Source organism: Pseudomonas frederiksbergensis (genome assembly GCF_017114915.1).
GTDB classification, from domain to species: Bacteria; Pseudomonadota; Gammaproteobacteria; order Pseudomonadales; family Pseudomonadaceae; genus Aquipseudomonas; species Aquipseudomonas frederiksbergensis_I.
In genome coordinates, this window is the sequence record NZ_JAAUOE010000009.1 from 69,563 (window position 1) to 94,708 (window position 25,146).

At 60.5% G+C, this 25,146-nt stretch carries 14 protein-coding genes; 7 read left to right on the forward strand and 7 right to left on the reverse strand.

Going from position 1 to position 25,146, the window contains the following annotated elements; translation table 11 throughout:
* Positions 1–5: 5 nt before the first annotated feature.
* The 3 genes from HCU66_RS09345 to HCU66_RS09355 all read right to left on the reverse strand — a co-directional run bounded on the left by HCU66_RS09345 (position 6) and on the right by HCU66_RS09355 (position 5,211).
* Positions 6–1,187: a cystathionine gamma-synthase gene (locus tag HCU66_RS09345; RefSeq protein ID WP_205888203.1), complete on the reverse strand. Its 1,182-nt coding sequence runs from the start codon at positions 1,185–1,187 to the stop codon at positions 6–8.
* Complete coding sequence (locus tag HCU66_RS09350) at positions 1,184–2,560, reverse strand: pyridoxal-phosphate dependent enzyme (protein WP_205888204.1); 1,377 nt, start codon at positions 2,558–2,560, stop codon at positions 1,184–1,186. The genes HCU66_RS09345 and HCU66_RS09350 overlap by 4 nt, the downstream gene beginning before the upstream one ends.
* Before the next feature lie 176 nt (positions 2,561–2,736).
* A complete protein-coding gene (locus HCU66_RS09355; protein ID WP_205888205.1) occupies positions 2,737–5,211 on the reverse strand; it encodes a UvrD-helicase domain-containing protein in 2,475 nt (824 codons plus the stop codon).
* Between the two features lie 279 nt (positions 5,212–5,490).
* Here HCU66_RS09355 and HCU66_RS09360 point away from each other — a divergent pair, with 279 nt between their 5' ends.
* Positions 5,491–6,186, forward strand: coding sequence for a pirin family protein (locus HCU66_RS09360; protein ID WP_205888206.1), 696 nt, complete (start codon positions 5,491–5,493; stop codon positions 6,184–6,186).
* 113 nt (positions 6,187–6,299) lie between these two features.
* Here HCU66_RS09360 and pgm read toward each other — a convergent pair whose 3' ends face one another.
* From pgm to HCU66_RS09380, 4 genes are all read right to left on the reverse strand, one after another.
* Complete coding sequence (gene pgm / locus HCU66_RS09365; protein ID WP_205888207.1) at positions 6,300–7,946, reverse strand: phosphoglucomutase (alpha-D-glucose-1,6-bisphosphate-dependent); 1,647 nt, start codon at positions 7,944–7,946, stop codon at positions 6,300–6,302.
* A 110-nt stretch (positions 7,947–8,056) separates the two neighbouring features.
* Positions 8,057–9,457, reverse strand: coding sequence for an aminotransferase-like domain-containing protein (locus HCU66_RS09370; RefSeq protein WP_205888208.1), 1,401 nt, complete (start codon positions 9,455–9,457; stop codon positions 8,057–8,059).
* A 67-nt stretch (positions 9,458–9,524) separates the two neighbouring features.
* Positions 9,525–11,015 (reverse strand): hypothetical protein, encoded by a 1,491-nt coding sequence (locus tag HCU66_RS09375; RefSeq protein ID WP_205888209.1) that lies wholly within the window; start codon positions 11,013–11,015, stop codon positions 9,525–9,527.
* A 562-nt stretch (positions 11,016–11,577) separates the two neighbouring features.
* Entirely contained in the window at positions 11,578–12,600 is a 1,023-nt protein-coding gene (locus HCU66_RS09380; protein ID WP_205888210.1) for a zinc-dependent alcohol dehydrogenase family protein, read from the reverse strand.
* A 268-nt stretch (positions 12,601–12,868) separates the two neighbouring features.
* On the opposite strand from HCU66_RS09380, the gene HCU66_RS09385 reads away from it, so the two are divergent.
* The 6 genes from HCU66_RS09385 to HCU66_RS09410 all read left to right on the forward strand — a co-directional run bounded on the left by HCU66_RS09385 (position 12,869) and on the right by HCU66_RS09410 (position 25,130).
* The gene (locus tag HCU66_RS09385) at positions 12,869–13,783 is read left to right on the forward strand and encodes a LysR family transcriptional regulator (protein WP_095631404.1); all 915 of its coding nucleotides are present in this window, start codon (positions 12,869–12,871) and stop codon (positions 13,781–13,783) included.
* A 537-nt stretch (positions 13,784–14,320) separates the two neighbouring features.
* Positions 14,321–15,499, forward strand: a complete 1,179-nt coding sequence (gene bcsQ, locus HCU66_RS09390; RefSeq protein ID WP_205888211.1) for a cellulose biosynthesis protein BcsQ — start codon at positions 14,321–14,323, stop codon at positions 15,497–15,499.
* Positions 15,496–17,727, forward strand: a complete 2,232-nt coding sequence (gene bcsA / locus HCU66_RS09395) for a UDP-forming cellulose synthase catalytic subunit (protein ID WP_205888212.1) — start codon at positions 15,496–15,498, stop codon at positions 17,725–17,727. Before bcsQ ends, bcsA begins: the two co-directional genes overlap by 4 nt.
* A 41-nt stretch (positions 17,728–17,768) precedes the next feature.
* On the forward strand, positions 17,769–20,027 hold the full coding sequence (gene bcsB, locus HCU66_RS09400; RefSeq protein WP_205888292.1) for a cellulose biosynthesis cyclic di-GMP-binding regulatory protein BcsB: 2,259 nt from the start codon (positions 17,769–17,771) through the stop codon (positions 20,025–20,027).
* Between the two features lie 7 nt (positions 20,028–20,034).
* Positions 20,035–21,291: a cellulose synthase complex periplasmic endoglucanase BcsZ gene (bcsZ, locus tag HCU66_RS09405; RefSeq protein WP_205888213.1), complete on the forward strand. Its 1,257-nt coding sequence runs from the start codon at positions 20,035–20,037 to the stop codon at positions 21,289–21,291.
* Positions 21,267–25,130 (forward strand): cellulose biosynthesis protein BcsC, encoded by a 3,864-nt coding sequence (locus tag HCU66_RS09410; RefSeq protein ID WP_205888214.1) that lies wholly within the window; start codon positions 21,267–21,269, stop codon positions 25,128–25,130. The genes bcsZ and HCU66_RS09410 overlap by 25 nt, the downstream gene beginning before the upstream one ends.
* Positions 25,131–25,146 lie beyond the last annotated feature (16 nt).

The window sequence follows — 25,146 nt, forward strand, 5'->3', positions numbered from 1 at the left end:
TGCGATTAACCCATCAGCGACAGGGCCTGGGCCAGATCGGCACGCAGGTCTTCGACATCCTCGACCCCCACTGACAAACGCACCAGCGCATCGCTGATGCCGAGCTGCGCGCGGGTTTCTGCGGGGATGGTGGCGTGGGTCATGATCGCCGGGTGTTCGATCAGGCTTTCCACCCCGCCCAGGCTCTCGGCCAAAGCGAAGATCCGCACACTCTCCAGGAAACGTCTGGCGCCCGCCAGGTCGCAGTTCAGCTCGAGGGAAATCATCCCGCCGAACCCGCGCATCTGCCGCCGCGCCAGTTCGTGCTGCGGGTGTGACGGCAAGCCCGGATAATAGACGCGCGCCACTTGCGGCTGACGCTCCAGCCATTGCGCCAACTCCAGCGCATTGCTGCAGTGGCGCTCCATGCGCAGCGCCAGGGTCTTCACGCCGCGCAAAGTGAGAAACGCGTCGAACGGCCCGGCGATGGCCCCCACCGCGTTCTGCAGAAAACCCAGGCGCTCGGCCAGATCGGCGTTCTGCCCGACCACCGCGATGCCGCCGATCACGTCGGAGTGGCCGTTCAGGTACTTGGTCGTCGAGTGCAGCACGATGTCGAAGCCCAGCTCCAGCGGACGCTGGATCCACGGGCTGGCGAAGGTATTGTCGGCCACACAGATGATGCCTCGCTCGCGACAGATCCGTGCGACGGCGACGAGGTCAGTCAGGCTCAGCAAAGGATTACTCGGCGTCTCGACCCAGACCATTCGTGTATCGTCCTGCAACGCAGCGTCGAAGGCCGCCAGGTCCGTCAGATCGACGAAGCTGAAACGATGCCCGGCACTGCGTCGGCGTACCCGTTCGAACAGCCGGAAAGTCCCGCCGTACAGGTCATTGCCGGAGACGATGTGCGCGCCAGCGTCGAGCAGTTCGAGCACGTTGGCGATTGCCGCCAGCCCGGAAGCGAAGGCGAAAGCCTGGGTGCCGCCTTCGAGGTCCGCCACGCAGCGCTCCAACGCGAAGCGCGTCGGGTTGTGCGAACGTCCGTAGTCGAAGCCCTTGTGCACACCGGGGCTCTGCTGCGCATAGGTGGAGTTGGCGTAAATCGGCGGCATCAGCGCTCCGGTGGTCGGGTCCGGCGTTTGTCCGGCATGGATCACGCGGGTGGCAAAGCCCCGTGGCGCGGCGGTTTCGTCGTGCTGACTCATCTCAGGGATCTCCGCAAGTGATTGAGCATGTCGACGCGGGTAATCAGGCCATGGAAGCCCGAGGCGTCGGCGATGATCGCCACCAGCCCACGGTCGAGCACAGCCTCCAGTTCCGCCAGACTGGCGCCGGGAGGCAGGGTTTCCAGCTTGTCGGTCATCGCGCTGGCCACGGTCATACGGAAGTGCGTGGCGTCTTCATGCACACCCAGCAGAATGTCGGACTCATCGATCACCCCGACCAGCCGCTGCCCGTCCACCAGCACTGGCAGTTGCGACACATCCGCCAGGCGCATGCGCTGGAAGGCGGTGAGCAGCGTGTCATCCGGGCCAACGCTGACCACCCGGCCATCCTCGAAACGCCGGGCGATCAGGTCACGCAAATCGCCGTAGCGCTTACGCGCCAGCAAGCCCTGATCGCTCATCCACTGGTCGTTGTAAACCTTCGACAGGTAACGGGTGCCCGTGTCGCAAACAAAACTGACCACTCGCTTGGGCTCGGTTTGCTCGCGGCAATAACGTAGCGCCGCCGCCAGCAAGGTGCCGGTGGAAGAGCCGCCGAGAATGCCTTCGGCGCGCAGCAGTTGGCGGGCATGATCGAAGCTCTCCTCGTCGCTGATCGAATAGGCTTTGCGCACGCTGGAAAGGTCGGCAATCGATGGAATGAAGTCCTCGCCGATGCCCTCCACCGCCCAAGAGCCGGGCGTACCGAGGGTGCCGCTGCGGCTGTACTCGGCCATCACCGAGCCGACCGGATCGGCCAGCACCATTTCCAGATCCGGCTGTACGCGGCGAAAAAAACGGGTCAACCCGGTCAGCGTGCCGGCCGAACCGACGCCGACGACAATGGCATCCACATCATGCTGGGTCTGCGCCCAGATCTCCGGCGCGGTGCTGCACTCGTGGGCCAGCGGGTTGGCCGGGTTGTTGAACTGATCGGCGAAGAACGCGTCGGGAATGTCCTTGGTCAGTCGCGCAGCGACGTCCTGGTAATAATCGGGATGGCCCTTGCCGACATCGGAACGGGTGATGTGCACTTCGGCGCCCATCGCCTTGAGGTGCAGGACCTTCTCGGTGGACATTTTGTCCGGCACCACCAGCACCACCCGGTAACCCTTGGCCCGGCCGACCAGGGCCAGACCCAGACCGGTGTTGCCGGCGGTGGCCTCGACGATGGTGCCACCGGGGCGCAGGCGGCCATCACGTTCGGCGGCGTCGATCATCGCCAGGCCGATGCGATCCTTGATTGAACCGCCGGGGTTCTGCGATTCGAGTTTGAGAAACAGCGTGCACGGGCCAGTATCGAAGCGGCTGACACGCACCAGCGGCGTATTGCCGATCAGTTCGAGCACGGCGGGACGGGAGTTGTTCGGCATGTCGTCACCTCGCAGCGGAATCCGCACTGGATGGACGGCGACCCGCGGCGAGCATCGCGCGCCAGTCGCCAGCAAAGCCTCGCTTGGACCATAGGCCGGGATTGCGCGCCCCGCAACTTTTCGCAGCCAGTCGGTAACCTCGTCGCCTGAACGCCGCTACCTGAGAATGCCCGGTTTTATGCAGGCACTTTTCCCTGACGATGATCGGCAAAAAACGCCTTGCCCTTGCCAATCCGGTCGGAGGCCTTGGGCATATTCGCGACCTGGGAATCCTGGCCATCGACATACCAGTAGCAATGGCTCACCGCACGGGTAATGCCCACGTAAGCCAACCGCAGGATCTCGTCTTTTTGTGCGCTGTCGTAAGGCTCGCTGTCGCCGGCCTTGCCCAGCCCGGCCATGCGATAAACCTGATTCTTGTAGGGAGAACTGGTCAGATGCTGGCAATCGCCCAGCAAAAACACCGCATCGGCCTGCAGGCCCTTGGCGCTGTGGTAGGTCAGTTGCTTAAGCCGTCGTGCTTCATACGGCAAGCTAGAATCTGCATTAACTACAGACTGAATATGCTCCTCTATCAATGACTTATCGCTACTTTTTCGATAAAGCATCAAGATTGAATCGCCTTTTCTGTAGTGCTCGATCAAGCGCTGGGCCATGCGCTGGTCATCCCGATCAAGAACATTCACCGGCAGCAGCGCCTTGGGTTCACCACTGGCCTTGGCCTTCTTGCCGGCGATCGCCGGCGCCGCGCGGACGATGTGCTCCGCCGCGTCGATGATGTGCTGATGGCTGCGGTAATTGTCGCTGAGCATCACCTTGGTCGTGCCTGGCGACGGGAATTCCTTGTTGAACTCCATGAAGTAAGTCGGCGAACTGCCGCGCCAGCCGTAGATGGATTGCCAGTCATCACCGACACAGAGCAATGACGAACGTTGCGCCCCGCGCCCCACATGCATGGCCGGTCCGCGACTGCGAATTTCCGCCAGGCTGGCACGAATCCAGGAAACGATCTGCGGCGACACGTCCTGAAACTCATCGATCATCAAGTGCGACATCGGCCTGAGCAACTCATCGCGCAGCAGCTTGAGATTCTCCGGTGAGTGCTCGCTGAACAGGGCAAACATCCGGTTGTAGGTCATCACGGGTGGCGATTGATCCAGCAGATGATCTTCGAACGCTCGCCAGAACAGACTCAAGGCCTCGAAGAAGAAGCGGTCCGGGTCGTCTTTGGCGAAACTCATCTGGCCCACGGCATCGGGCACATCCAGGCCGAGGTTTTCGATAAACCCGGCCGCCGCGACAAAACAGTCCAGTAACGGCGCGGAAGCGAGCTCGCCCTTAACCTTGTAATCGAAGCCCGGCCCGGCGCTGGCATCGCCGGCAAGCGATGCCAACACGCGCCTGGAAGACTCATAACTATCCAGCCATATCAATGGCTTACGACAGAAAGCTTGAAACAGGGTGCGCTTTACCGCCCATTCCGCACGCACGGTTAGCTTGGCATTCGGACGGCTGACCTGGGGATTTTCTCGAGGGTCGAACCCCAGCACCACCCAGGCGTCCAGCGCCGGAATATAACCGTGACCATGAAAGGTCGAGCCGTTGATGTCGAAGGTCTGACGACTCGGCTCGATGCCCTTAATCGGCCAGGCACCGGCGCGAAACCACAGGTCTTCGACGGTGTCGCAGAGTTCTTCATCGCGCTTGGCGGCCAGTTCCGTCACCGCCATGCGTTTTTGCACATCCGGGTGATCGCGCTCCAGCTCCTTGAGCTGCAAGGCGTGACGGGACAAAGGCTTGATCAATTCGCGAAAACGCTCATCGCGAGTGTGCAGGCTGTGATAGCAGGCATTGAGTTGCTGGCGCTGGGCGTCATTGATTCGCAGGTCGAAGGGATTACTGTCGACCTCCTCGTCGGCGCCCTGCACGCGAAAGCTCAGGTTTTCGAAAGCTTGCAGCCGTTCGAAACCCGGCAGGCTGCGCACCATCGGCAAAATCCGCGAATGGAAGGTGCGCACCAGGTCCCGCGCCTCTTTGAGGCTGAGCGTTCGGCCCCACACGGCAAACAGTTCGATCAGCTTATTGATGAAGTCCTTGCGTGACTCGCGGGTGAAGGTCACCACGGTCATCGAGCTCAACTCAAACCCCAGGTAATGGCTGAGCAGCAGGATCCGCAACACCAGGGTGGTCGATTTGCCCGCGCCCGCCCCGGCGATCACCGAGGTCGACGGTGTGTCGCTGAAAATCATCTTCCACTGGGCAACGCTTGGCTGGGCATGCGCGGGCAGCAGTCGCGCCACATCGGCTTTCATGCGTTTCTTCAGCTCGGCGCTCAATGGCAGGCGCCAATCGTCGAACAGATGGTTATCGACGTTGGGCGGTCGATGCTCGGTTGAGCGCGAGTCGCGGATCAGCAGGACCTGCCGGCCTTCCTCCAGTCCCTCGAGTTTGCCTTCCTTATAGCCGTATTCCACACCGGCGCTGTGGCCGCTGCGAAAACCGTCGGCTTGCCCGTGCAGCCAGGACGCACGGTGTTGCGCGCGCAGGCGAGTCAGGCCGTGGCCAAAGAACCGGGCGGCCAGGCGCTTGAGCAAAGGCATCTCGGCCAAGGGACGAAGTTCGGGAGGAAGATCGGGGGTGTGTTGCGCCACGCTGACGGACTCCAGGGTGTGAGGCTGTTGAGGGCTATGGTGTCTGCATTTGCCGTTGAGTTCTAGTGAAATGCTTACAGGTCATTGGCTTATGCGATGAAGTGAAGGCTGGATGAGAATATTTCTAGATCATTAAATATCAAATAATTCGATTGTATTGAGGCATTTTTTACGCTTTTTATCGATTGGTACGTGATGGATGATGCTCGCCATCAACCACCGGTTCTCGTTTGTGGCTCAGGCGTTTAGCCCCATGACGAACCTTTTCAGGAGACGATCATGCTTGAACTCAGACCTTTCAACTCGCTGGGTGGCGCACACCATGGCTGGCTGGATGCCCATCATCATTTTTCATTCGCCGAGTACTACGACCCCAAACGCATGAACTGGGGCAACCTGCGGGTATGGAACGACGACGTGATTGCCCCCGGTACCGGATTCCCGCAACACCCGCACCGGGACATGGAAATCATCACCTACGTGCGTGAAGGCGCGATTACCCACCAGGACAACCTCGGCAACAAGGGTCGCACCGAAGCAGGTGATGTGCAGGTCATGAGCGCTGGCACCGGGATCGCCCACAGTGAATACAACCTGGAAGCGACTGAAACCCGGATCTTTCAAATCTGGATCGTCCCCAACGAAGTTGGTTCGGCGCCGTCGTGGGGTGCCAAACCGTTCCCCAAAGGTCAGCGTGAAGGTTTCGTGACCCTGGCCAGCGGCAAGGCCGGTGACGATCAAAGCCTGCGGATTCGCGCCGATGCGCGCCTGGTGGCGGCCAATCTGAAAGCCGGGGAAACAGCTGAATATCGTCTGGACAGTGGCCGTCGTGCTTATCTGGTGCCAGCCACCGGTGTCATTGAAGTCAACGGCTTGCGCGCACAAGCTCGAGACGGGGTCGCGATTGCCGATGAGCAGGTGTTGCGTGTGACCGCGATTGAGGACAGTGAAATCGTGTTGGTGGATGTGGCTTGAGGCGGTAAATGCGCGGCAAAAAAAGGGGCGACCGTTGATGGTCGCCCCTTTTTACGTGTAGCCATTGTGGTGAGGGATTTACCTGCGGCAAGCCCCCTCACCACGGTCGTTAATCACTTCGCCGAAATCGCGCCATCCACCAGCGTCTGAGCCTCGGCCACCAACTGCTTGAGGTGGTCATCGCTGACAAAGCTTTCGGCGTAGATCTTGTAGATGTCTTCAGTGCCCGACGGCCGCGCCGCGAACCAGCCGTTTTCGGTCATGACTTTCAGACCGCCGATGGCCTGGTCGTTGCCCGGTGCGTGGCTGAGGATGCTCTGAATCGCTTCGCCCGCCAGTTGAGTCGAGGTGACCTGCTCTGGCGACAATTTGCTCAGCAGCGCTTTCTGCTCAGGATTGGCCTTGGCATCGACCCGTACCGAGAACGGTTCGCCCAGCTCATCGGTCAGTGCGCGATAGGCCTGGCTCGGGTCTCGGCCCGTGCGAGCGGTCATTTCGGCAGCCAGCAGCGCCGGAATCAAACCGTCCTTGTCGGTACTCCAGACACCGCCGTCCTTGCGCAAGAACGACGCACCGGCGCTTTCTTCGCCGCCAAAGCCGAGAGAGCCGTCGAACAGACCGTCGGCAAACCACTTGAAGCCGACCGGCACTTCGTACAGGCGACGGCCCAGACGTTTGGCGACGCGATCGATCAAGCCGCTGCTGACCACGGTTTTGCCCACGGCCGCATCGGCCCGCCACTGTGGACGGTTCTGGAACAGGTAGTCGATCGACACCGCGAGGTAGTTGTTCGGTGCCAGCAAACCACCGGACGGAGTCACGATGCCATGGCGGTCGTGGTCAGGGTCACAGGCAAAGGCCACGTCGAAGCGTTCTTTCAGGCCGATCAAGCCTTGCATGGCGTGACTGGACGATGGGTCCATGCGGATCTGCCCGTCCCAGTCGACGGTCATGAAGCGGAACGTCGCATCGACCTCTTTATTCACCACGTCCAGATCCAGGCGATAGTGCTCGGCAATCGCCGACCAGTAGCGCACCCCTGCTCCGCCCAGCGGATCGACACCCAGACGCAGCTTCGCATCGCGGATGGCGTCGAAGTCAATCACGTTGATCAGGTCGGCGACATAGGTGTTGAGGTAATCGTGGCGGTGGGTGGTGCTGGCCTTCAGGGCCTGTTCGTAGCTGATGCGTTTGACACCGGCCAGTTTGGCCGCCAGCAATTCGTTGGCCTTGACTTCGATCCACTTGGTGATGTGGGTATCGGCCGGGCCGCCGTTGGTAGGGTTGTATTTGTAGCCACCGCTTTGCGGCGGGTTGTGGGACGGGGTGATGACGATGCCGTCCGCCAGGCCCGAGGTGCGCCCACGGTTGTAGCAAAGAATCGCGTGGGAAATGGCTGGCGTCGGGGTGTATTCGTCGCCTTCGGCGATCATTACGGTCACGCCGTTCGCCGCCAGCACTTCCAGGGCACTGGCACCGGCCGGCGTGGACAGCGCGTGAGTGTCGATACCGACGAACAGTGGGCCGTCGATGCCTTGGGCTTCGCGGTACAGGCAGATCGCCTGGCTGATGGCCAGAACGTGCCATTCGTTGAAACTCAGGTCGAACGAGCTACCTCGGTGTCCGGACGTGCCGAAAGCGACGCGCTGGGTAGAAATGGCTGCATCGGGCTGGCCGGTGTAATAGGCCGTTACCAGTCGCGGGATGTCGACCAACAGTTCTGTCGGTGCCGGTTTGCCCGCAAAAGGACTGAGTGTCATGCAAAACCTCTGGGGTAGAGTGGTTCGGGAGTAGGACGCAGTTTACTGACAGTTTGACCGTAGCGCGACGTTATCGAATGTCAGGTTCCGGGGATGTTTTGCGCCTGGGCTCAATCGATCGATTCCAGGCGCAAGGCATCCCCCAACAGTCCCAGTGCGGCGACCAGTTCGTGGTCGCCGCCGAACGTGTGACTCAGGCGCAAATGCTGCGCATGCAGCCCTTGCAGGCTGAACAACTCCCCCGGCGCGATGAGCACTTGCTGCTTGAGCAGTCGCTGGAATACTCGATGCACATTGACCTGGCGTAGCGATTGGAGCCAGATCGTCGCCCCGCCGCGGGGTTCGACGAAGTGCAGCGCATCAGGCAACCGCTCTTGAAGCAGTTGGGTCATCAGCACCATGCGTTCCTTGAGCAGTCGACGCAACACCAGCAGGTGTTGATCGATGCGTCCATTGCTGTACAGCCGCGCGATGGCTTTCTGACGAATCAGCGACAAACGGAATGCACGCAGCAGAAAGTGCCGTTGCAGTTCGGCCCGCAGTTGTCGCGAGAGCAGGTAGCCAAAGGGCGCCTCCGAGCCGATGATTTTCTCGAAACTGGAAAACACGATCAGCCGGTCAGGGTCCAGCAGATCGCGAAACCGCAAGCCGCCCGGCTCGAATTCGAGTTCGCCGTAACAATCGTTTTCCAACACCCAACAGTCATGCCGTTCCAACAGCTGAGCGGTTGATTGCCTGTTGCTGTCGGGAGCCACACTGCCGCGCGGCATGTTCAATCCCGATGAAAGCATTACCAGTCGTACCCGCTCGGTCTCAAGCAGCTCCCTCAGTTGCTCGAGATCCAGACTGCCACTGGCTTGCAGCGGCAGCTCGATCACCTGCACGTGCGCCTCCTGGAACAAGCGCAGAATCACCCAGTCGCACGGCGACTCGACCACCACCACCGTGTCTTTGAGGCCAAGGACGGCGATCAATATTTCCAGAACGCCGCGCAGGTCTGCGCCGATGTAGACATCATCGGCATGCCAGCAGCGTGTCGGCGAAGTGGTGTAGCGCGCCGCGAGGGCTGTGCGCAGTTCCAGTTCGCCGCAGGGTTGTGAAGACGGCTGTGGCTGGCGCGGATACTGGCGCAGCAGTTCTCTCTCCAGCAACAACAACGGGCTATCGAGCGGTTGCAGCAACGCCGGTTCATCGGCGCTCAGCACCAGCATGCCGGGACGTCTGGCGTTGACATAGACCGTTTCGAGCAGGTCCTTGCCGTTGCCGGGCATGCCGATGGAGGACACCGGCAGTGCGTAATAACCCGACTTGGCGACCGAATAGACGCGCCCCTCCTTCTCCAACAGCGAGTAAGCGTATTGAATGGTCGAAATCGACACCCTCAAACGGTCCGCCAACTGCCGCAATGAGGGCAGGCGCACTCGCGCGTCACTGCCCGGTTCGTTGATCAGGTTATTCAGGTAACGGTACACCGCCTGGTATGCAAAATCGGTCTCTCGTGGTCCTTTCATGGGTGATGACCGAACACGCTACGAACGTCGTGACGCATCCTCGATGAAACAGTCAATCCAGGCACGTTCACCGACCCGTCGACCATTCGCCAGTCACGGCCGTTTCATTTTCAGTGTCCATGACGTCAGCCTGCACACCCGCGTCGCCGTTTTCCATGCCAGGCACCCTGCCCTCATCCCGCGCCACCGGCCCCATGCGGTAAAGCGTACCGATCAGGCTGACCGGCAACCCGCTGACATCAACCATCCACTGCAGCACCTGCTCAGGCGCCGGGCCGCCTTGCATCGCCCGATGCAATTCCGGCAACGCCACCAGCATGCCGGGGTGGCACTGACGCAGAAAATGCTCAAGCGCCGCGCCGTTATCGACAAAAGGAGCGAACAGCAGGCACACCAGTTGGGCTTCACTCAAACCGAGATATTTCTGCGCCTCAGCCGCGGCCAAAGCGCGCTGGTCGGCCATTGTCAGCGGATTGCCGAAGGTCTCCATTGCCTGCTCGCAAAAACGCTCGGGCAGCTGTTTACGGCGCATCATCACCAGCGCCCGTTGCAGATACTCGCTGACGCCCGCTTCATAAGTGCTGCCGCGCACAAAGCGCGCTTGCAAGCCGCGAAGGTGCGCGGATATGGAGAGGCTGACGTATTCGTTATCACTGAGGTGAGCCGTCAGTTCATCAGGTTGAAACCCGAGAAAGTCGGTGAGCAGCGGCCAGCGTTCTTCCAGGTTGCTGACCAGCATGTCGTGAATGTCGATGAAGGTGGTGCGGCGGCAGGTTTCAAAACGCTCGGCGGGACGCCATGCAGCCTGAGCAGCATCGGGATAGAACTCGCGGTAGCAGTCGCTGCCCAGTTCATCGAGCCGGGCGAACAATCCCTCGTAGCCGGTTTCATGGCGACTCGGCGCCTTGAGCCCGGCTTTGGCGGCGGCACGGTTCAAGCCGTCGAGAAACTGTGCCTGCCGTCGGGGGCTATCGCTACTGACCATGACATCGACGCCCGTGTCCCAGCGGGCGATTTGCCCATAAAACTCGCCGGTTGCCAGATACCCGTCATCCCACAGCTCAAGCGACCCGTTCCAGGTGCGACGGTGCCCGACCATCAGCAAATTGAGCCGATTCGACTCGCGACCGGCTTCGGAGATCGGCGCCAGGTGATTGAACGGCAGGACTTCACGATTATCGACCATCAACACTTCGACCCGGGGATCGTCGTAGAGAAACAATGCGCTGCAACTGCGATGGATGTTTTCCAGGGCGGTCGCAGCCGTACCATTCAAGCGCAAAGTGGCCACCCGCAGCTGAAACGTCGCCGGAGCTCGGCCGGCGATACTCAGCTGTGCGGCGCGCAGCAGCGCCAGTGTGTAGCAGCTGTCGCGCGATCCCGACTGGGTCACCAATACCTTGTAATCGCCGATACGCTCCATACCTCCAGCAGACACCACCAGGCGCTGAATCATCAGTTGCAATGCCGTGCGCTCGGCGCGAGAGAAAAAGCTCAGCAAGCGCTGCAGTACTTGTTGATAAACATAATTCATTGCCTGTTCATGGGTATGGGTCATCATTGTTTACCTGTTACTCATAAGTTCGACGCCACGCAAACAACTACATGGACTGCGCGACGGATTGCCTGTCATGAATGGAGTGCCGGAGGATTAAGATCAAATGCTAGCACTTAAGCATTGCGTAATTATTTGAAATAATTGCATGTCGCAGACACCCCAAACAGGGCAGGATCACCGCAACACCCGGCAGGACAGGCGCGCGGCACCTCTGCGCGAAGTCCTAGGAAATTTCCGACAACTTCCCACAGACATTTAACACAAGAAATAAAGAAAGAAGTCGCCAATAAATGCATGACGACCGAGCGGCCCCGCATTATTTGTTGAGCATGTATTACCGATGCGCATTGAAAAGTTTCAACCTGATACCCAGCCATGACTCTTTCCTTGAGATGAAATAATCACTCAATTATCAGGGCTTACATGATGATTAGAAGATACAGATCGAGAGCAAAAACCAGTTCAGTTGCTGAACCGGCCCATCGACTGATCAATGGGGTGTCTCATTTGAGAGATATTGAGAGGGGAAAAGCCCGTGCTTGCACGGACCTTTCCAGAGGGCTCATGCAGGTACGACCTCAAGGGCGACCCGTTCGCGACATGGGCATTCGTCCATATAGCGGTGCGCTTCGACGAACTCGGAAAACGGGAAGACCCGAGTCTTGAGCGGCAGCAGCACACGATCCGCGGTCAACTGGTTGATATCGCGCAGGGCACGTTGCAGTGCGGCCTGATCCTGGATGATGCCCAGCTCCGGCTTGCCGGTGAAGTTACCGATGCAGTGCACGAAAAACTGAATGTTCTTCTGGAACGCCGCACAAGCCGGGAATGGCGTCTGGTTACCCCCTTGCAGGCCATAGAGCACCAGGCTGCCGCGAGGTGCGAGCACATCGCCGAGCAGCGACATCTGCGGCCCGCCAAGGCCATCGAACACCACATCGACGCCGCGGTTATCGGTGATCTTGTTGATCTGCATCAGCAGATCCTGTTCTTCAGTGACGATGACTTTCTCCGCGCCCAGAGACAACAGGTACTCACGTTCATCCGCGGTCTTGGTCGCAGCAATCACGCGCACGCCGAGAGCTTTGCCCAGTTGTACGAACGACGGCCCGGCGCAGTGGCTGGCGTCGGTCACCAGAGCGAATTGCCCGGGTTTGACTCGCGCCAGATCGGCGTAGGCAAAATAAGCGATCAATAGTGGCGTGTAGTGCACACTGGCTTCGATCGGGCTGAGTACGTCCGGGTAACGGGTCAATGCCGTGCGTGGCAGAACGATCTGTTCGCCATAGACCGGATAGTCGTTGGGGCTTTCGGCCGGGAAGCTGGCGACCTTGTCACCGACGGCCAGATCATCGACGCCCTCGCCGAGCGCCGTGACCACGCCGGCCATTTCGTGGCCAAGGCCTGAAGGCAGGCGTGCATGAGACGAGGCCAGGTTCTGGCGCCAGAGAATGTCGTACCAGCTGATGCCAATCGCCTCGACACGCACCTGCACTTCGCCCGGCGCAGGCAGAGCGGCCGCATGCTCTTCGCATTTGAGCACCTCGGCTGGACCAAACTTGTGAAAACGGATCGTGCGGGACATCGCAAACCTCGTCAAAGTAACCTCTAATGCCCCGAACTCTATCTGGGCTTTGTACCCAAGACCATCAGTGGCTATTAATAGTCGACATGCCTGTCATTGATTCCGCAGCGACGGCGACATCATCAAATGCCGTAGAAACCGAAGCAGCCTTTCAGGAAAAACTGAATTACCCTGTGCAGAGTACCAGTCTTTCCCCGTAAGATTCATGTCGGCCATTGTTCTCATATGGTCGCTCACGTCAAGTTTGCTGACCCTGCCAGGACTCCAGATGAATCGTAATGACCTGCGTCGTGTCGACCTGAACCTGTTGATCGTTTTCGAAACACTGATGCACGAACGCAGCGTGACCCGCGCTGCGGAGAAACTGTTCCTCGGCCAGCCGGCCATCAGTGCGGCGCTCTCGCGCCTGCGCGGGCTGTTCGATGACCCGCTGTTCGTGCGTACCGGCCGCAGCATGGAGCCATCCGCCCGGGCGGTGGAAATCTTCGCCCTGCTCTCGCCGGCCCTGGATTCGATTTCCACCGCGGTCAGTCGCGCGGCGGAATTCGACCCGGCAACCAGCACCGCGGTGTTCCGCATCGGTCTGTCGGACGATGTCGAGTTCGCGCTGCTGCCGATGCTGCTCAAACGCCTGCGTGCAGAATCGCCGGGGATCGTGCTGGTGGTGCGTCGGGCCAACTATATTCTGATGCCGAGCCTGCTGGCCTCGGGCGAGATTTCCATCGGCGTCAGCTATACCGCCGACCTGCCGGCCAACGCCAAGCGCAAGGTACTGCGCCGCAGCATGCCGAAATTGTTGCGGGCCGACACGGTGCCGGGGCCGTTGAGCCTCGATGATTTCTGCGCCCGCCCCCACGCGCTGGTTTCGTTCGCGGGCGACCTGAGCGGCTTTATAGATGAAGAGCTGGAGAAACTCGGGCGCAAACGGCATGTGGTGCTGGCCGTGCCGCAATTCAATGGGTTGAGCACACTGATTAGCGGAACCGATATCGTGGCCACCGTCCCGGACTACACCGCCGAAGCGTTGACCGCCGCCGGTGGCGTTCGAGCCGAAGATCCGCCGTTGCCGGTGCGCAGCTTCGAATTGCACATGGCCTGGCGCGGGTCGCAGGATAATGATCCGGGTGAGCGCTGGTTAAGGTCGCGGATTCAGATGTTCTTCGGGGATCCGGACAGCCTCTGAAAAGGGTCGCCCAATCGCCCTCCCAGCCCCTATTTGCCTGGAATGTATTCCGCGTCACTGACCATGACGCTCGACTTTCAGCGCCTCATTCTTTTTCCAGAGTCCCGCTTGGATCGCCGCATTGCCAATGGCTTCGGCGATCACATTAAACTCTGCGCCCCACAAGTTAGGAATAGTTAACTAACAATTGCACTTAGCCCCTAAGTTCCGCCCATCTATTCGTGGTTCACTTGCAGTGCCATTTTGCCTGAAACCCATGGTGCCGCGACCTTATCAAAGAGATACTTTTTTAAAACCTCCACGACCGCCATAAAAACGTCGTCAACTTTTTGAAGCCTTTAAAAACATCCAGGCATGAGGACTAATAACGTGCGGGCGAACGCCAAAATACACATAACTGACTTTTAATAACATTGTTTGACACCCGAACACGGACATCTGAAGATAGGCAACTCCCTTCAATACCAAGACGATACGTCAGTTTTTTTAGTTAGCGGAACATTGAACTCCTGAGTTACTTAATTCCTGGTGCAATGCATGAAATATGTGGACGACATTACGAAACTTTTTACAAGTTTTGGCGCTAATGCGGGAAGTTATCAGGAAATACAACCTAACTATAAAAACTTTAAAGATGACCCTGGTGCAACTATGGCACCCCTGACTGAGCAAGGGTTAACGGAAGTATTATCTCCCCTGAAACCCACTGCCACAGTGTCACTACCTGGCGAGTCAAAGCCTCCTTTATTGTTGATTGACGCGCCGGTCGGATCTGCAAAGAACATTCCCCTCTCACTGCCGTCACCGAAGTCTGCCGCCCTGCTGAAGGAGCGCCCTGACGCCTCGGCAACGGGTGACCGCCAGCAATTGAGCGATCTGTTGCGCGACCTTGACCGGACGCGTAGAGGCGGCCTGCCGGAAACCCCTCGCAAGCGCACCAAGGCGAAGGTCATCGCGATCGTTTCGGCAAACGGAGGGGTGGGCAAAAGCACCATCGCCGCTGGCCTGGCGAAAGCACTTCGGCGCCCTGGCGGGCGAACCATTGCCATTGATCTGGACCCTCAGAACGCCCTGTCCAGCCATTTGGGCATCACCAGACAGGTGCCTGGTCTGATCCAGCTCAAACGACAAGACGCAGACTGGGGGGCTCATTGCCTGCCGGGCTATGGTGACAGTGAGTGCCTGCCCTTCGGCACTGACGAGGTGAACGATCGCCGATTGCTCAAGCAACTGATGCTTGAAGACCCTGGCTGGTTGAGTCAGCGCCTTGCGTCGATGAACCTGAGCGAAAACGATACCGTGGTCCTGGACACCCTTTCGGGCGCCACCGTCTATTCGCAGCAGGCGCTCGACGCCGCTGATCTGGTGCTGGTGATCACGGTGACCGACGCGGCCTCCTACCTGGCACTGGACACCCTGACACAGTGGCTGGAAAAAAGCCGACGGCCCGCGCAACGGCACAGCTATGTGCTCAACCAACAGGATGACTCGCACTCGTTCAGCAAGGATATGGCTGTGCTGTTTCGGCGGCGGCTCGGTACTGACCTGATCGGGACGATTCGCCTTGATCACCAGTTCAACGAATCGCTGGCCTACGCTCGGGACCCTCTGCAGTACGCCCCCTACAGCATTGGCAGCCAGGACATGCTTTCGCTGTCGCGCCAAGTCCACGCCCTGCTGTTCCCTGAGCCATCCGGCCAGCAGGTGATGCCATGACCGCACGGCTGAATCAGGCACCTGCGAAGACGTGGTGGTTGCAGGGGTTACTGGATACTTTCCAGGCTCGCGTCAGTCGATGGCCCCGGCACTGTCGCCAGGGCCTGAAGATCTCGACCGGGCTGATCGCAGCGTTGTTGGTGCTGGGTATCCTGATCGCGCCTCTGACTCTGTACTCCCAGGCAGCCTTTGCCGCAGTCTGTTTCGGCGCCAGCCTGATCATCCGCAGGCAAGCCGGTCGTCTGGCGATCCTGACCCTGATCACCCTCTCGCTGATCGCTTCGTTGCGCTACATGTACTGGCGCCTGTCCGACACCCTGGACTTCGACACCTGGCAGGACGCCGTATTTGGCTACGGGCTGGTGCTGGCCGAGCTTTATGCCTTGCTCGTTCTTGTGTTCGGCTATGTCCAGACTGCCTGGCCGCTGCAGCGCAAACCGCAGCTTCTGCAACAGCCGCCCGCTCAATGGCCGACGGTGGACATTTTCATTCCAACCTATAACGAAGCGTTGAGCATCGTGAAGCTGGTCGTGCTCGCGGCCCAGGCCCTCGACTGGCCCGAGGGCAAGCTGCGTGTGCACGTGCTGGATGACGGACGTCGGGAGGAGTTCAAGGTTTTCTGCCAGCAGATTGGTGTCAACTACATCACCCGCGACAACAATCAGCATGCCAAGGCCGGCAACCTCAACCAGGCACTCACCGTCACCGATGGCGAGTTCATTGCCATATTCGACGCGGATCACGTGCCCACCCGCTCCTTTCTGCAAATCACCCTGGGCTGGTTTTTCAAGGATCCGAACCTGGCATTGTTGCAAACGCCGCACTTCTTCTATTCAGCCGATCCATTCGAAAAAAACCTCGATACCTTCCGCTCGGTACCCAATGAAGGCGAGCTGTTCTACGGCCTGGTGCAGGACGGCAACGACCTCTGGAACGCGGCATTCTTCTGTGGCTCCTGCGCGGTCATGCGGCGTACTCACTTGCTGGAAGTCGGCGGCATCGCCACCGAGACCGTCACGGAGGATGCGCACACGGCGCTCAAACTCAATCGCCGTGGTTTCAATACCGCCTACCTCGCCATTCCACAAGCGGCAGGACTTGCCACGGAGAGCCTTTCCCGCCACATCAGCCAGCGCAAACGCTGGGCGCGAGGCATGGCGCAGATCTTCCGGACCGACAATCCGCTGTTCGGCAAAGGACTGAACCTGGGGCAACGCATCTGCTACCTCAACGCCATGATGCACTTTTTCTACAGCCTGCCTCGCCTGGTGTTCTTGACTGCCCCCTTGGCTTACCTGATTTTCGATGCAGAGATTTTCCATGCCTCGGCGTTGATGGTCATGGTCTATGGACTGCCGCATATTTTCCATTCCAACCTGACCAACTCCAGCATCCAGGGGCGCTTTCGCCATTCATTCTGGAACGAAGTGTATGAGTCGGTTTTGGCCTGGCACATCATGCGACCGGTACTGTCCGCCCTGATCAGCCCTTCGCTGGGTAAATTCAACGTGACCGATAAGGGCGGCACCATCGAAAAGGACTACTTCGACTGGAAACTCGCGCGCCCTTACATCGTTCTGCTGACCTTGAACATAATCGGTCTGGTGACCGGCGTGGTGAAACTGATAGGCAGTGATTGGGCGCAAATCACGACCCTGATGATCAACCTGACCTGGACCCTGTACAACATCATCATCGTAAGCGCCGCCGTGGCAGTGGCCCGCGAGTCCTCTCAGGTGCGTTCCGAACCCAGGGTCCTCGCAGATCTGCCGGTGCGCGTCTATCGCGAAGACGGTACCTCATTCGATTGCCAGACCCAGGATTTCTCTCAGAACGGCGTGGGCCTGAAACTGCCTCCAACGGTTCAGCTCGGCATCGATGAGAAATTGCGACTCTGCGTTCTGCGCACGCCCCCTTCGAGCCTCTTTCCCGCAACAACGATTTTCAACAATGACGGCGTGGCGGGCGTGCAATTCGACGCCTTGTCCTTGCGCCAGCAAAGTGAACTGGTACGACTGACCTTTTCACGTGCCGACACCTGGGCCAACACCTGGGGTAACGGTCGCCTCGACGCGCCTTTGACGGCGTTGCGGGAGGTCAGCGGCATCGCTTTGCGCGCAATCCTCGATCTGTTCATTACAACTATCAAGGACGGCCAGGCGCTGCTGCGCAAACGCCCGGACGCTCCATCACCTATCGACTCCACCGCGGACACGCAACGATCTTGAAGCATTCCATTCGCCGGACCTTTGTTCCTCGTCGTTCACTCATGCTGATCGCCTGCTCGCTAGTGGGCTGGAGCGGTTGCGCCCTGAGTGCCGGCGCCCCCATCAGCGCCACGGACTCTGCGGTGACGCCAGCCGCACCGTTGCCCGGGACCGATGCCCCGACCAATAGCTATATCCGCACGCTCAAGGAGCTGGGCAAAAGCTACTCGATGAACCTCAAGGGCGCCGAGGCCACCGACAGTGTGAACTTCAATGTGCGCGCCGATGAAGTCGTCACGGCGGCGCAAGTCACGCTGCAGTACAGCTACTCACCCGCGCTGCTGGCCGACCTTTCGCAAATCAACGTGCTGGTCAACGATCAAGTGGCCGCCAGCCTGCCTCTACCAAAGGAGGAGGCAGGTAAATTGCAGACCCGGACCGTCCAGATCCCGCCGCAGATGATCACCGAATTCAACCGACTCAGTCTGCAGTTCATCGGTCATTACACGATGCAATGTGAGGACCCTTTGCACTCCAGCCTTTGGGCCAGGATCGGCAACGAGAGCCAACTGAGCCTTCAGGTCTCTTCGATCAAGCAGCCCAACGATTTGTCCGCGCTGCCGCAACCCTTGTTCGATCGTCGAGATGCTTCGCCCTTGAAGCTGCCCTTCGTGTTCGCTTCTCGTCCGGGCGGTGCGGAGCTTGAGGCTGCCGGCATCCTGTCTTCCTGGTTCGGCGCACTGGCCAGCTACCGCGGCGCAACCTTCCCCGCCAGCCTCACCAGCCTGCCGGCCAAAGGCAACGCCGTGGTGTTTGTCAGCGCCAGCGAATCGGCAACCTTCAATGGCTTGCCGATCCAGGCAGCCACAGGGCCGACGGTGACGCTCATCAGCAACCCGAATGATGCTCAGGGCAAGCTGTTGATCGTTTCCGGGCGCGATGGCGCCGACCTCAAAATCGCCGCGACCGCCCTGGCCCTCGGTGGCTCAGTCTTTTCGGGGCAGAGCGTCGTGATAGACCGTATCGACTCACTCAAACCACGCCAGCCGTACGATGCGCCAAACTGGCTGCCCTCCGATCGCCCGGTTCGTCTGGGTGAATTGGCCAAACCCGCCGAGCTCAACGTGTCGGGTTACAACCCGGGGCAAATGGCGGTTGCGCTGCGCTTGCCGCCGGACCTGTTCAATTGGCGCGAACCCGGCGCGCAACTTGACTTGAAATACCGCTATACGCCGCAACCGATTGCCACCAATTCCTCGTTGCTGATCAGCTTCAACGACACCCTCATCAAGTCGGTCGAGTTGCCTTCGATCGAGAAACTCGGCAGCAGCGACAGCCTGCTGGCCTTGCTCAAAACCGACGAGAGCCTGGCCCGCACGTCGCGCATGCTGCTGCCGCTCAATTCGGTGGCACTGCAATCGAAGCTGCAATTTCGTTTTATGTATGAGTACCTCAAACAGGGCGAATGCCGGGACATCATTATCGACAACATGCGCGGTGTGATCGATCCGGACTCGACGCTGGACCTGAGCGACTACGACCATTTCATGGCCATGCCCAACCTGGGCGTATTCAAGGACAGCGGCTTTCCGTTTACCCGCATGGCCGACCTTTCTGAAACCTCGGTGATCCTGCCCGACGATCCGGGCCCGGACGATCTGGGTGCCTATCTGACCCTGTTAGGTCGCTTCGGCGAATCCACCGGCTATCCGGCCACCGGCGTGAAAGTCGTCAACGCCGACCAGATCGCCGAGCAACGCGACAGAGATTTGCTGGTGCTCGCCTCGGGCAACAATCAACCTCTGCAGGACCAATGGCAGCACCTTCTGCCAGCCAAGGGCGAAAGCACTGCGCAATACTTTGAGCTCTCTGACCTGCCCTTGCGTCTGCGCAACTGGATCAGCCCGGATGCAAAAGCCAATCTGCGTGAGGCGCGCAGCAGCTTCAGGTTCTCCGCTGAGGATGGCAGTGCTTATCTGACCGGATTTGAATCGCCGCTGCAGAGTGGTCGCAGCGTGGTGTTCATCGCCAGCGCCAGACCCAACGGCATGGCCGAGGTGACCGACGCTCTGCTCAGCGGCGAAGAAAACGCCCACAAGCTGCAAGGCAGCCTGGTGGTGGTCAGGGGCAAGCATGTCGAATCGCTGGCCGCCGAACAGGATTACTACGTCGGGCAGTTGGGCCCATTGCGCTATCTGCAGTGGTACCTCTCGCAAAACGTAGTGGTGCTCCTGCTGGTCACCCTGTTCGGGGTCCTGCTGCTGGCCTCGATGGGCTACCTGACCCTGCGCAAATGGGCCAATCGTCGTCTTGGCCGTTGAGTTGCGCATGTCTGTTTCGTCCATGAACCGCCGAGACACTTCACTTGGACTGAGCCTGCGCGGTAACGCGCGCAGGTTGAGAGCTGTGCTCGCGCTCGCCCTGCTGGCACCTGCGATAGTGGCCGGAAAACCCTGTGAGCCGCCGACCTGGCCGCTGTGGCAAACCTATGCCATGCGCTTCGTCCAGGCCGACGGCCGGGTACTGGAATCCAGCCTGGAGAACAATCACAGCACCTCTGAAGGGCAGTCCTACGCCATGTTCTTCGCGCTGATCGGCAACGATCAGCCGCGCTTCGACACGCTCTGGCGCTGGACCTCTGCCAACCTCGCAGGCGCCGCCATCGCCACCCACCTGCCAGGCTGGTTATGGGGGCAAGGCACGGACGGTCAGTGGCGCCTGCAAGACGCCAACTCGGCCGCCGACGCCGACTTGTGGATCGCCTACGCCCTGCTCGAAGCCGCGCGCCTGTGGCATCGGCCGGATTATCACCGGGACGCTTTGCAGCTGATGGCGACGATCGAAGCGCAATTGATCGTCAAGCTGCCCGGGCTGGGCCCGATGGTATTGCCCGGACCGCAGGGCTTCATCCTGCCGGACTCGCTCTGGCGCCTGAACCCCAGCTACCTGCCGCTGCCCCTGTTACGGCGCTTGGCAAAGGAAGCGCCCGACGGGCCTTGGCAAGCGATTGCCGACAACACCGCAACGATGATTGACCAATCAAGCCCGAAGGGTTTCGTCCCGGACTGGGTTGGTTATCAGGGAACGTCTTATAAAGGAGCTTCAGCACAATCCGGGGTATTCGTCAGCGACCCGGTCAAGGGCGAAACGGGCAGCTACGACGCCATTCGCGTGTACCTCTGGCTGGGCATGAGTGAGGCCACCGAACCGCTGGCAGCGTCCTTGCTCAAACGGCTGGACGGTATGGCCCGCAGCACGGCCGCGACGGGGGCCCCTCCGGAGTCAGTCCAGGCTGTGCACGGCAGTGTTCAGGGGCAGAGTCCTTTCGGATTCCGGGCCGCACTGATTCCCTACCTTCAGGCCAAGGGCCAATCCGAGTTGGCTGATCAGCAACGACGTCTCGTGGAGCGCGCCTTACAAGAAGCGCTGGCCCGGCCTGATGCCACCCCGGGGCCGCCGCGTTACTACGACTTCATGCTCAGCCTGTTCGCGCTCGGCTGGGCAGACAACCATTATCGATTCCGGGAAGACGGAACGCTGAAACTCTCCTGGGAGACCCCATGCACGCGCACCACCGCACGCTAGCCATCGCTGTCATGAGCGCGTGGACGGCCTCGGCTGCCCACGCTCAAAGTCCGACGCCACAGACCTTGCTCGTCGAACAAGGGCAGTACTGGCAGTTGCACAATAACCCTCAACGCGCCGCGGAAGTCTGGCTGAAAGTCCTGCGGCTGGATCCCGTCCAGGTTGACGCACTGTATGGCCTGGGCTTGATCGGCGTGCAATCGGACAAACCACAACAGGCGCAGCAATACCTCGCCCGTTTGCAGGCCATCCAGCCGCCGCCTCGGCAAACACTGCAATTGGCGCAGGACATCGCCCTGGCCCAACCGCAGAACCGGCAACGACTGGAAGAGGCTCGCCGCCTCGCCGATGCCGGTGAGCGCGACAAAGCGACCGCCGTGTTTCGCGCACTGTTCGATGGCCATCCACCTCAAGGCACGATCGGCCGCGAGTATTACAACAACCTTGCCTTCAATCCGGCTGACTGGTCTGAAGCACGCAGTGGGTTTCAGCGCCTGCAACGTGAAATGCCCAACGACTCGATCGTCGCGCTGTTTTACGCCAAGCATCTGGTGCGCCGTGAAGACAGCCGTGCCGAGGGCATCCGCGCCCTGGCCGCGCTGACCCAGCGTACCGACATTGCCGGTGATGCCGACGAAAGCTGGCGCCTGGCGCTGACCTGGATCGGTCCGCCCAATCCGGCACAAGTGCCGTTGTTCGAGGCGTACCTCAAGACGCATCCGGATGACGCGGAAATCCGGGCGCAGATGAACAAGGGCAAGCAACAGGTGGCAACGACGGCCAGCAAAGCATGGCAACCGCCCGCCGAAGTCGCGCGCGGCCTGAAGGCGCTCAAGGAAGGCGATCAGGCCACCGCCGAACAGGCTTTTCAAGCACGCTTGAAAGCCCGGCCCGATGATGCCGACGCGCTGGGTGGCCTTGGGGTGATTCGCCAGCAGCAAAACCGACTGGCCGACGCGGAAAAGCTCCTGGCTCAGGCCACACGACAACGTGATGGCAGCCACTGGCAAGCAGCGCTGGACGACGTCCGCTACTGGTCTGCATTGCAGCAGGCTCGGGACGCCCTGGCCAAAGGTCAGGCAGCCCAGGCACTGGCCTTGGTCAATCAGGCCTTGCGCCTGACCCCGAATGGGGTGGACGCACGCCTCGCCCTGGCGGACATTCAAGCCCGCCAGGGCCAGTTCGATGACGCACAGCGCAACTATCGCCAGGTGTTGAGCCTGCGCCGCGACGACCCTCAAGCACTGGAAGGGCTGGTCAACGTGCTGCTCAAGAGCGGCAAGAGCGATGAAGCTCTGCAACTGATCAACAGCCTGCCGGCCACCGGACAGGCAAAGATCGGCCAGTCCGCACGTCTGCAAGCCTTGCGCGCGACCCAACTGGCGGCGCTCGCCGAACAACGCAACGACCTGCCCGCTGCGCGCAGCGCCTTGCAGGACGCGCTGCGCTACGAACCGGACAACGTCTGGACGCGTTTCGCCCTGGCGCGCCTGAACCTGGCGATGGGCGAACCGCAAAAGGCTCGGGACCTGATCAACGCCATGCTCCAGGCCCACCCCGACAATGCCGATGCGCTTTACGTCAGCGCCTTGCTGTCGGTGCAGTTGGGTGAGTGGAAAGCCGCCCAGGCCACCTTGGGACGCTTGCGTCCCGACCAACGCACCCCGGACATGGAAGCGCTGGCCGCCGATGTCAGCCTCAACCTGCAACTCAGCCAGGCGATCGAATTGGGCAAGCGCGGACAGCGCCAGGAAGCCCTGACCTTGCTCGATCGTCTTCAGCCGCTGGCCAACAACAGCCCAGATCGCACGGCGAGCCTGGCCTCGGCCTATGTCGACATCGGCGAGCCGACCCGTGCGCTGGCCCTCATGCGTGGCCAGTTACAACACACCGCTGCGCCCTCGGCGGACTTCATCCTGCAATACGCCGCGGTCCTGCTTGAGTCCGGAGAAGACGCGCAGGTCAACGAGATTCTGCGCGACCTTCAGAACAAGCCCTTGAACGCGCCGACGCGCAAGCGTTTCGATGACCTGCTCCACCGCTATCGCATCCGCCAGGCTGACCAGTTGCGAGAACGAGGCAATCTGGCCAGCGCCTATGACACGCTGGCGCCGGCGCTGGCGCAACGTCCCGGTGACAGCGCTGCCGTCTCGGCCCTGGCGCGGATGTACTCGGCCAACGGCGACACGGCAAAAGCCCTCGAACTCTACAAACCGCTGTTGCAACGTCAGCCAAACGACCCGCAACTGCTGCTGGGTGCCGCCGACGCGGCGGTGCAGGCACATGACACGGCATTTGCCGAACAGGCACTGCAACAGCTGCTCAAGACCGAATCCGGTAACCCTCAAACGCTGACGCAGGCCGCACGCCTTTACCAGAACATGGGCAAGACCGGCATGGCGACCGATCTGCTGCGCAAGGCAGTGGCCATCGAACAGAGCGAGAAACGCAGAAGCCAGGGCGTCCAACTGGCCGGTTCGACGGTGGCACCCAACCCTTTTGCCGGGGTGTCGGGTCAGCGTAGCGAGGTCAGTCGCGACACCTTGCTGGCGGCGATCCCGCCACCGGCCAAGGAGATGCCGGGTACCGTGAAGTCTTACGGCCCCTTTGACATCAACGCTACTCCAAAGCCGCAGCAGGCGAGCACTGCATTCGAGTCGCAAGTGCCGCGCGCCACACTGGCGAGCGAGGACATCAGCCCCGCGCAACTGGCGCTGAACAAAATCCTCCAGGAGCGCAGTGCCTTCGTCACCCAGGGCGTGAGCATTCGCAGCAACAACAGCGAGTCGGGGCTGAGCAAACTGACCGATGTTGAAACACCGCTGGAAATCAATATCCCGCTGGATGAAAGCCGCGTCGCCCTGCGCGTGACGCCGGTCTCGCTGAATGCCGGCAGTGCCAGCGACGAGGCTGTGCAGCGCTTCGGTAGCGGTGCGCAGAGCGACGGCATTGGCTCGCAAAAAGCTGAGGGGGTCGGCCTTGCCGTGGCCATTCAAAGGCCCGCTGAAGGACTCAAAGTGGATCTTGGCACCACTCCCCTCGGCTTCAAGTACAGCACCGCCACGGGCGGCATCAGCGTTGATCGCCCCGTGAGCGACAGCTCCAATGTCCGTTACGGCGTGAGCGTTTCCCGGCGCCCGGTGACCGACAGCGTCACCTCGTTTGCCGGCACCACGGACAAACGCAGCGGCCAGTCCTGGGGCGGTGTGACCGCCAACGGCGGACGTGCTCAGTTGAGTTATGACGACAACGAAGTCGGCGCCTATGGCTACGCTTCCTGGCACCAGCTATTGGGCAACCATGTCGAGTCCAACAGCCGCAGTGAACTGGGCAGCGGTGTCTACTGGTACCTGCAAAATGCGCCGGACAGCAAGCTGACCGTCGGCCTGAGCATGACCGGCTTGAGCTACGCCAACAACCAGGACTATTTCACCTACGGTCACGGCGGCTATTTCAGCCCGCAGACGTTCTTCGCCCTGGGCATTCCGGTGACCTGGGCACAACGCAGCGGGCGCTGGAGCTATCAAGTCAAGACGTCGGTGGGCGTGCAGCATTTCGAGCAGGACAGCGCCGACTATTTCCCTACCGACAAAGCCCTGCAGGCGGTCTCGGGTCTGCGTTATTCAGGGCAAAACAAGACCGGGATCGGCTACAGCCTCGCCGCGGCGGCTGAGTACAAGGTCGCCTCGAACTTCCTGCTGGGCGCCAATCTGGGCCTGGACAACGCCCACGACTACCGACAATTCAGCGGCGCCCTGTCTTTGCGCTACCAGTTCGAGGACATCAGCGGCCCCATGAGCCTGCCGGTCAGTCCTTATACGTCGCCTTATTCCAACTGATCATTCTGGAGCTTTC

What these genes read in the sequence shown, in the direction of transcription:
- HCU66_RS09345 (WP_205888203.1), bottom strand. Translation starts at nt 1,187, where the DNA reads ATGAGTCAGCACGACGAAACCGCCGCGCCACGGGGCTTTGCCACCCGC.
- HCU66_RS09350 (WP_205888204.1), bottom strand. Translation starts at nt 2,560, where the DNA reads ATGCCGAACAACTCCCGTCCCGCCGTGCTCGAACTGATCGGCAATACG.
- HCU66_RS09360 (WP_205888206.1), top strand. Translation starts at nt 5,491, where the DNA reads ATGCTTGAACTCAGACCTTTCAACTCGCTGGGTGGCGCACACCATGGC.
- pgm (WP_205888207.1), bottom strand. Translation starts at nt 7,946, where the DNA reads ATGACACTCAGTCCTTTTGCGGGCAAACCGGCACCGACAGAACTGTTG.
- HCU66_RS09370 (WP_205888208.1), bottom strand. Translation starts at nt 9,457, where the DNA reads ATGAAAGGACCACGAGAGACCGATTTTGCATACCAGGCGGTGTACCGT.
- HCU66_RS09375 (WP_205888209.1), bottom strand. Translation starts at nt 11,015, where the DNA reads ATGACCCATACCCATGAACAGGCAATGAATTATGTTTATCAACAAGTA.
- HCU66_RS09380 (WP_205888210.1), bottom strand. Translation starts at nt 12,600, where the DNA reads ATGTCCCGCACGATCCGTTTTCACAAGTTTGGTCCAGCCGAGGTGCTC.
- HCU66_RS09385 (WP_095631404.1), top strand. Translation starts at nt 12,869, where the DNA reads ATGAATCGTAATGACCTGCGTCGTGTCGACCTGAACCTGTTGATCGTT.
- bcsQ (WP_205888211.1), top strand. Translation starts at nt 14,321, where the DNA reads ATGAAATATGTGGACGACATTACGAAACTTTTTACAAGTTTTGGCGCT.
- bcsA (WP_205888212.1), top strand. Translation starts at nt 15,496, where the DNA reads ATGACCGCACGGCTGAATCAGGCACCTGCGAAGACGTGGTGGTTGCAG.
- bcsB (WP_205888292.1), top strand. Translation starts at nt 17,769, where the DNA reads ATGCTGATCGCCTGCTCGCTAGTGGGCTGGAGCGGTTGCGCCCTGAGT.
- bcsZ (WP_205888213.1), top strand. Translation starts at nt 20,035, where the DNA reads ATGTCTGTTTCGTCCATGAACCGCCGAGACACTTCACTTGGACTGAGC.
- HCU66_RS09410 (WP_205888214.1), top strand. Translation starts at nt 21,267, where the DNA reads ATGCACGCGCACCACCGCACGCTAGCCATCGCTGTCATGAGCGCGTGG.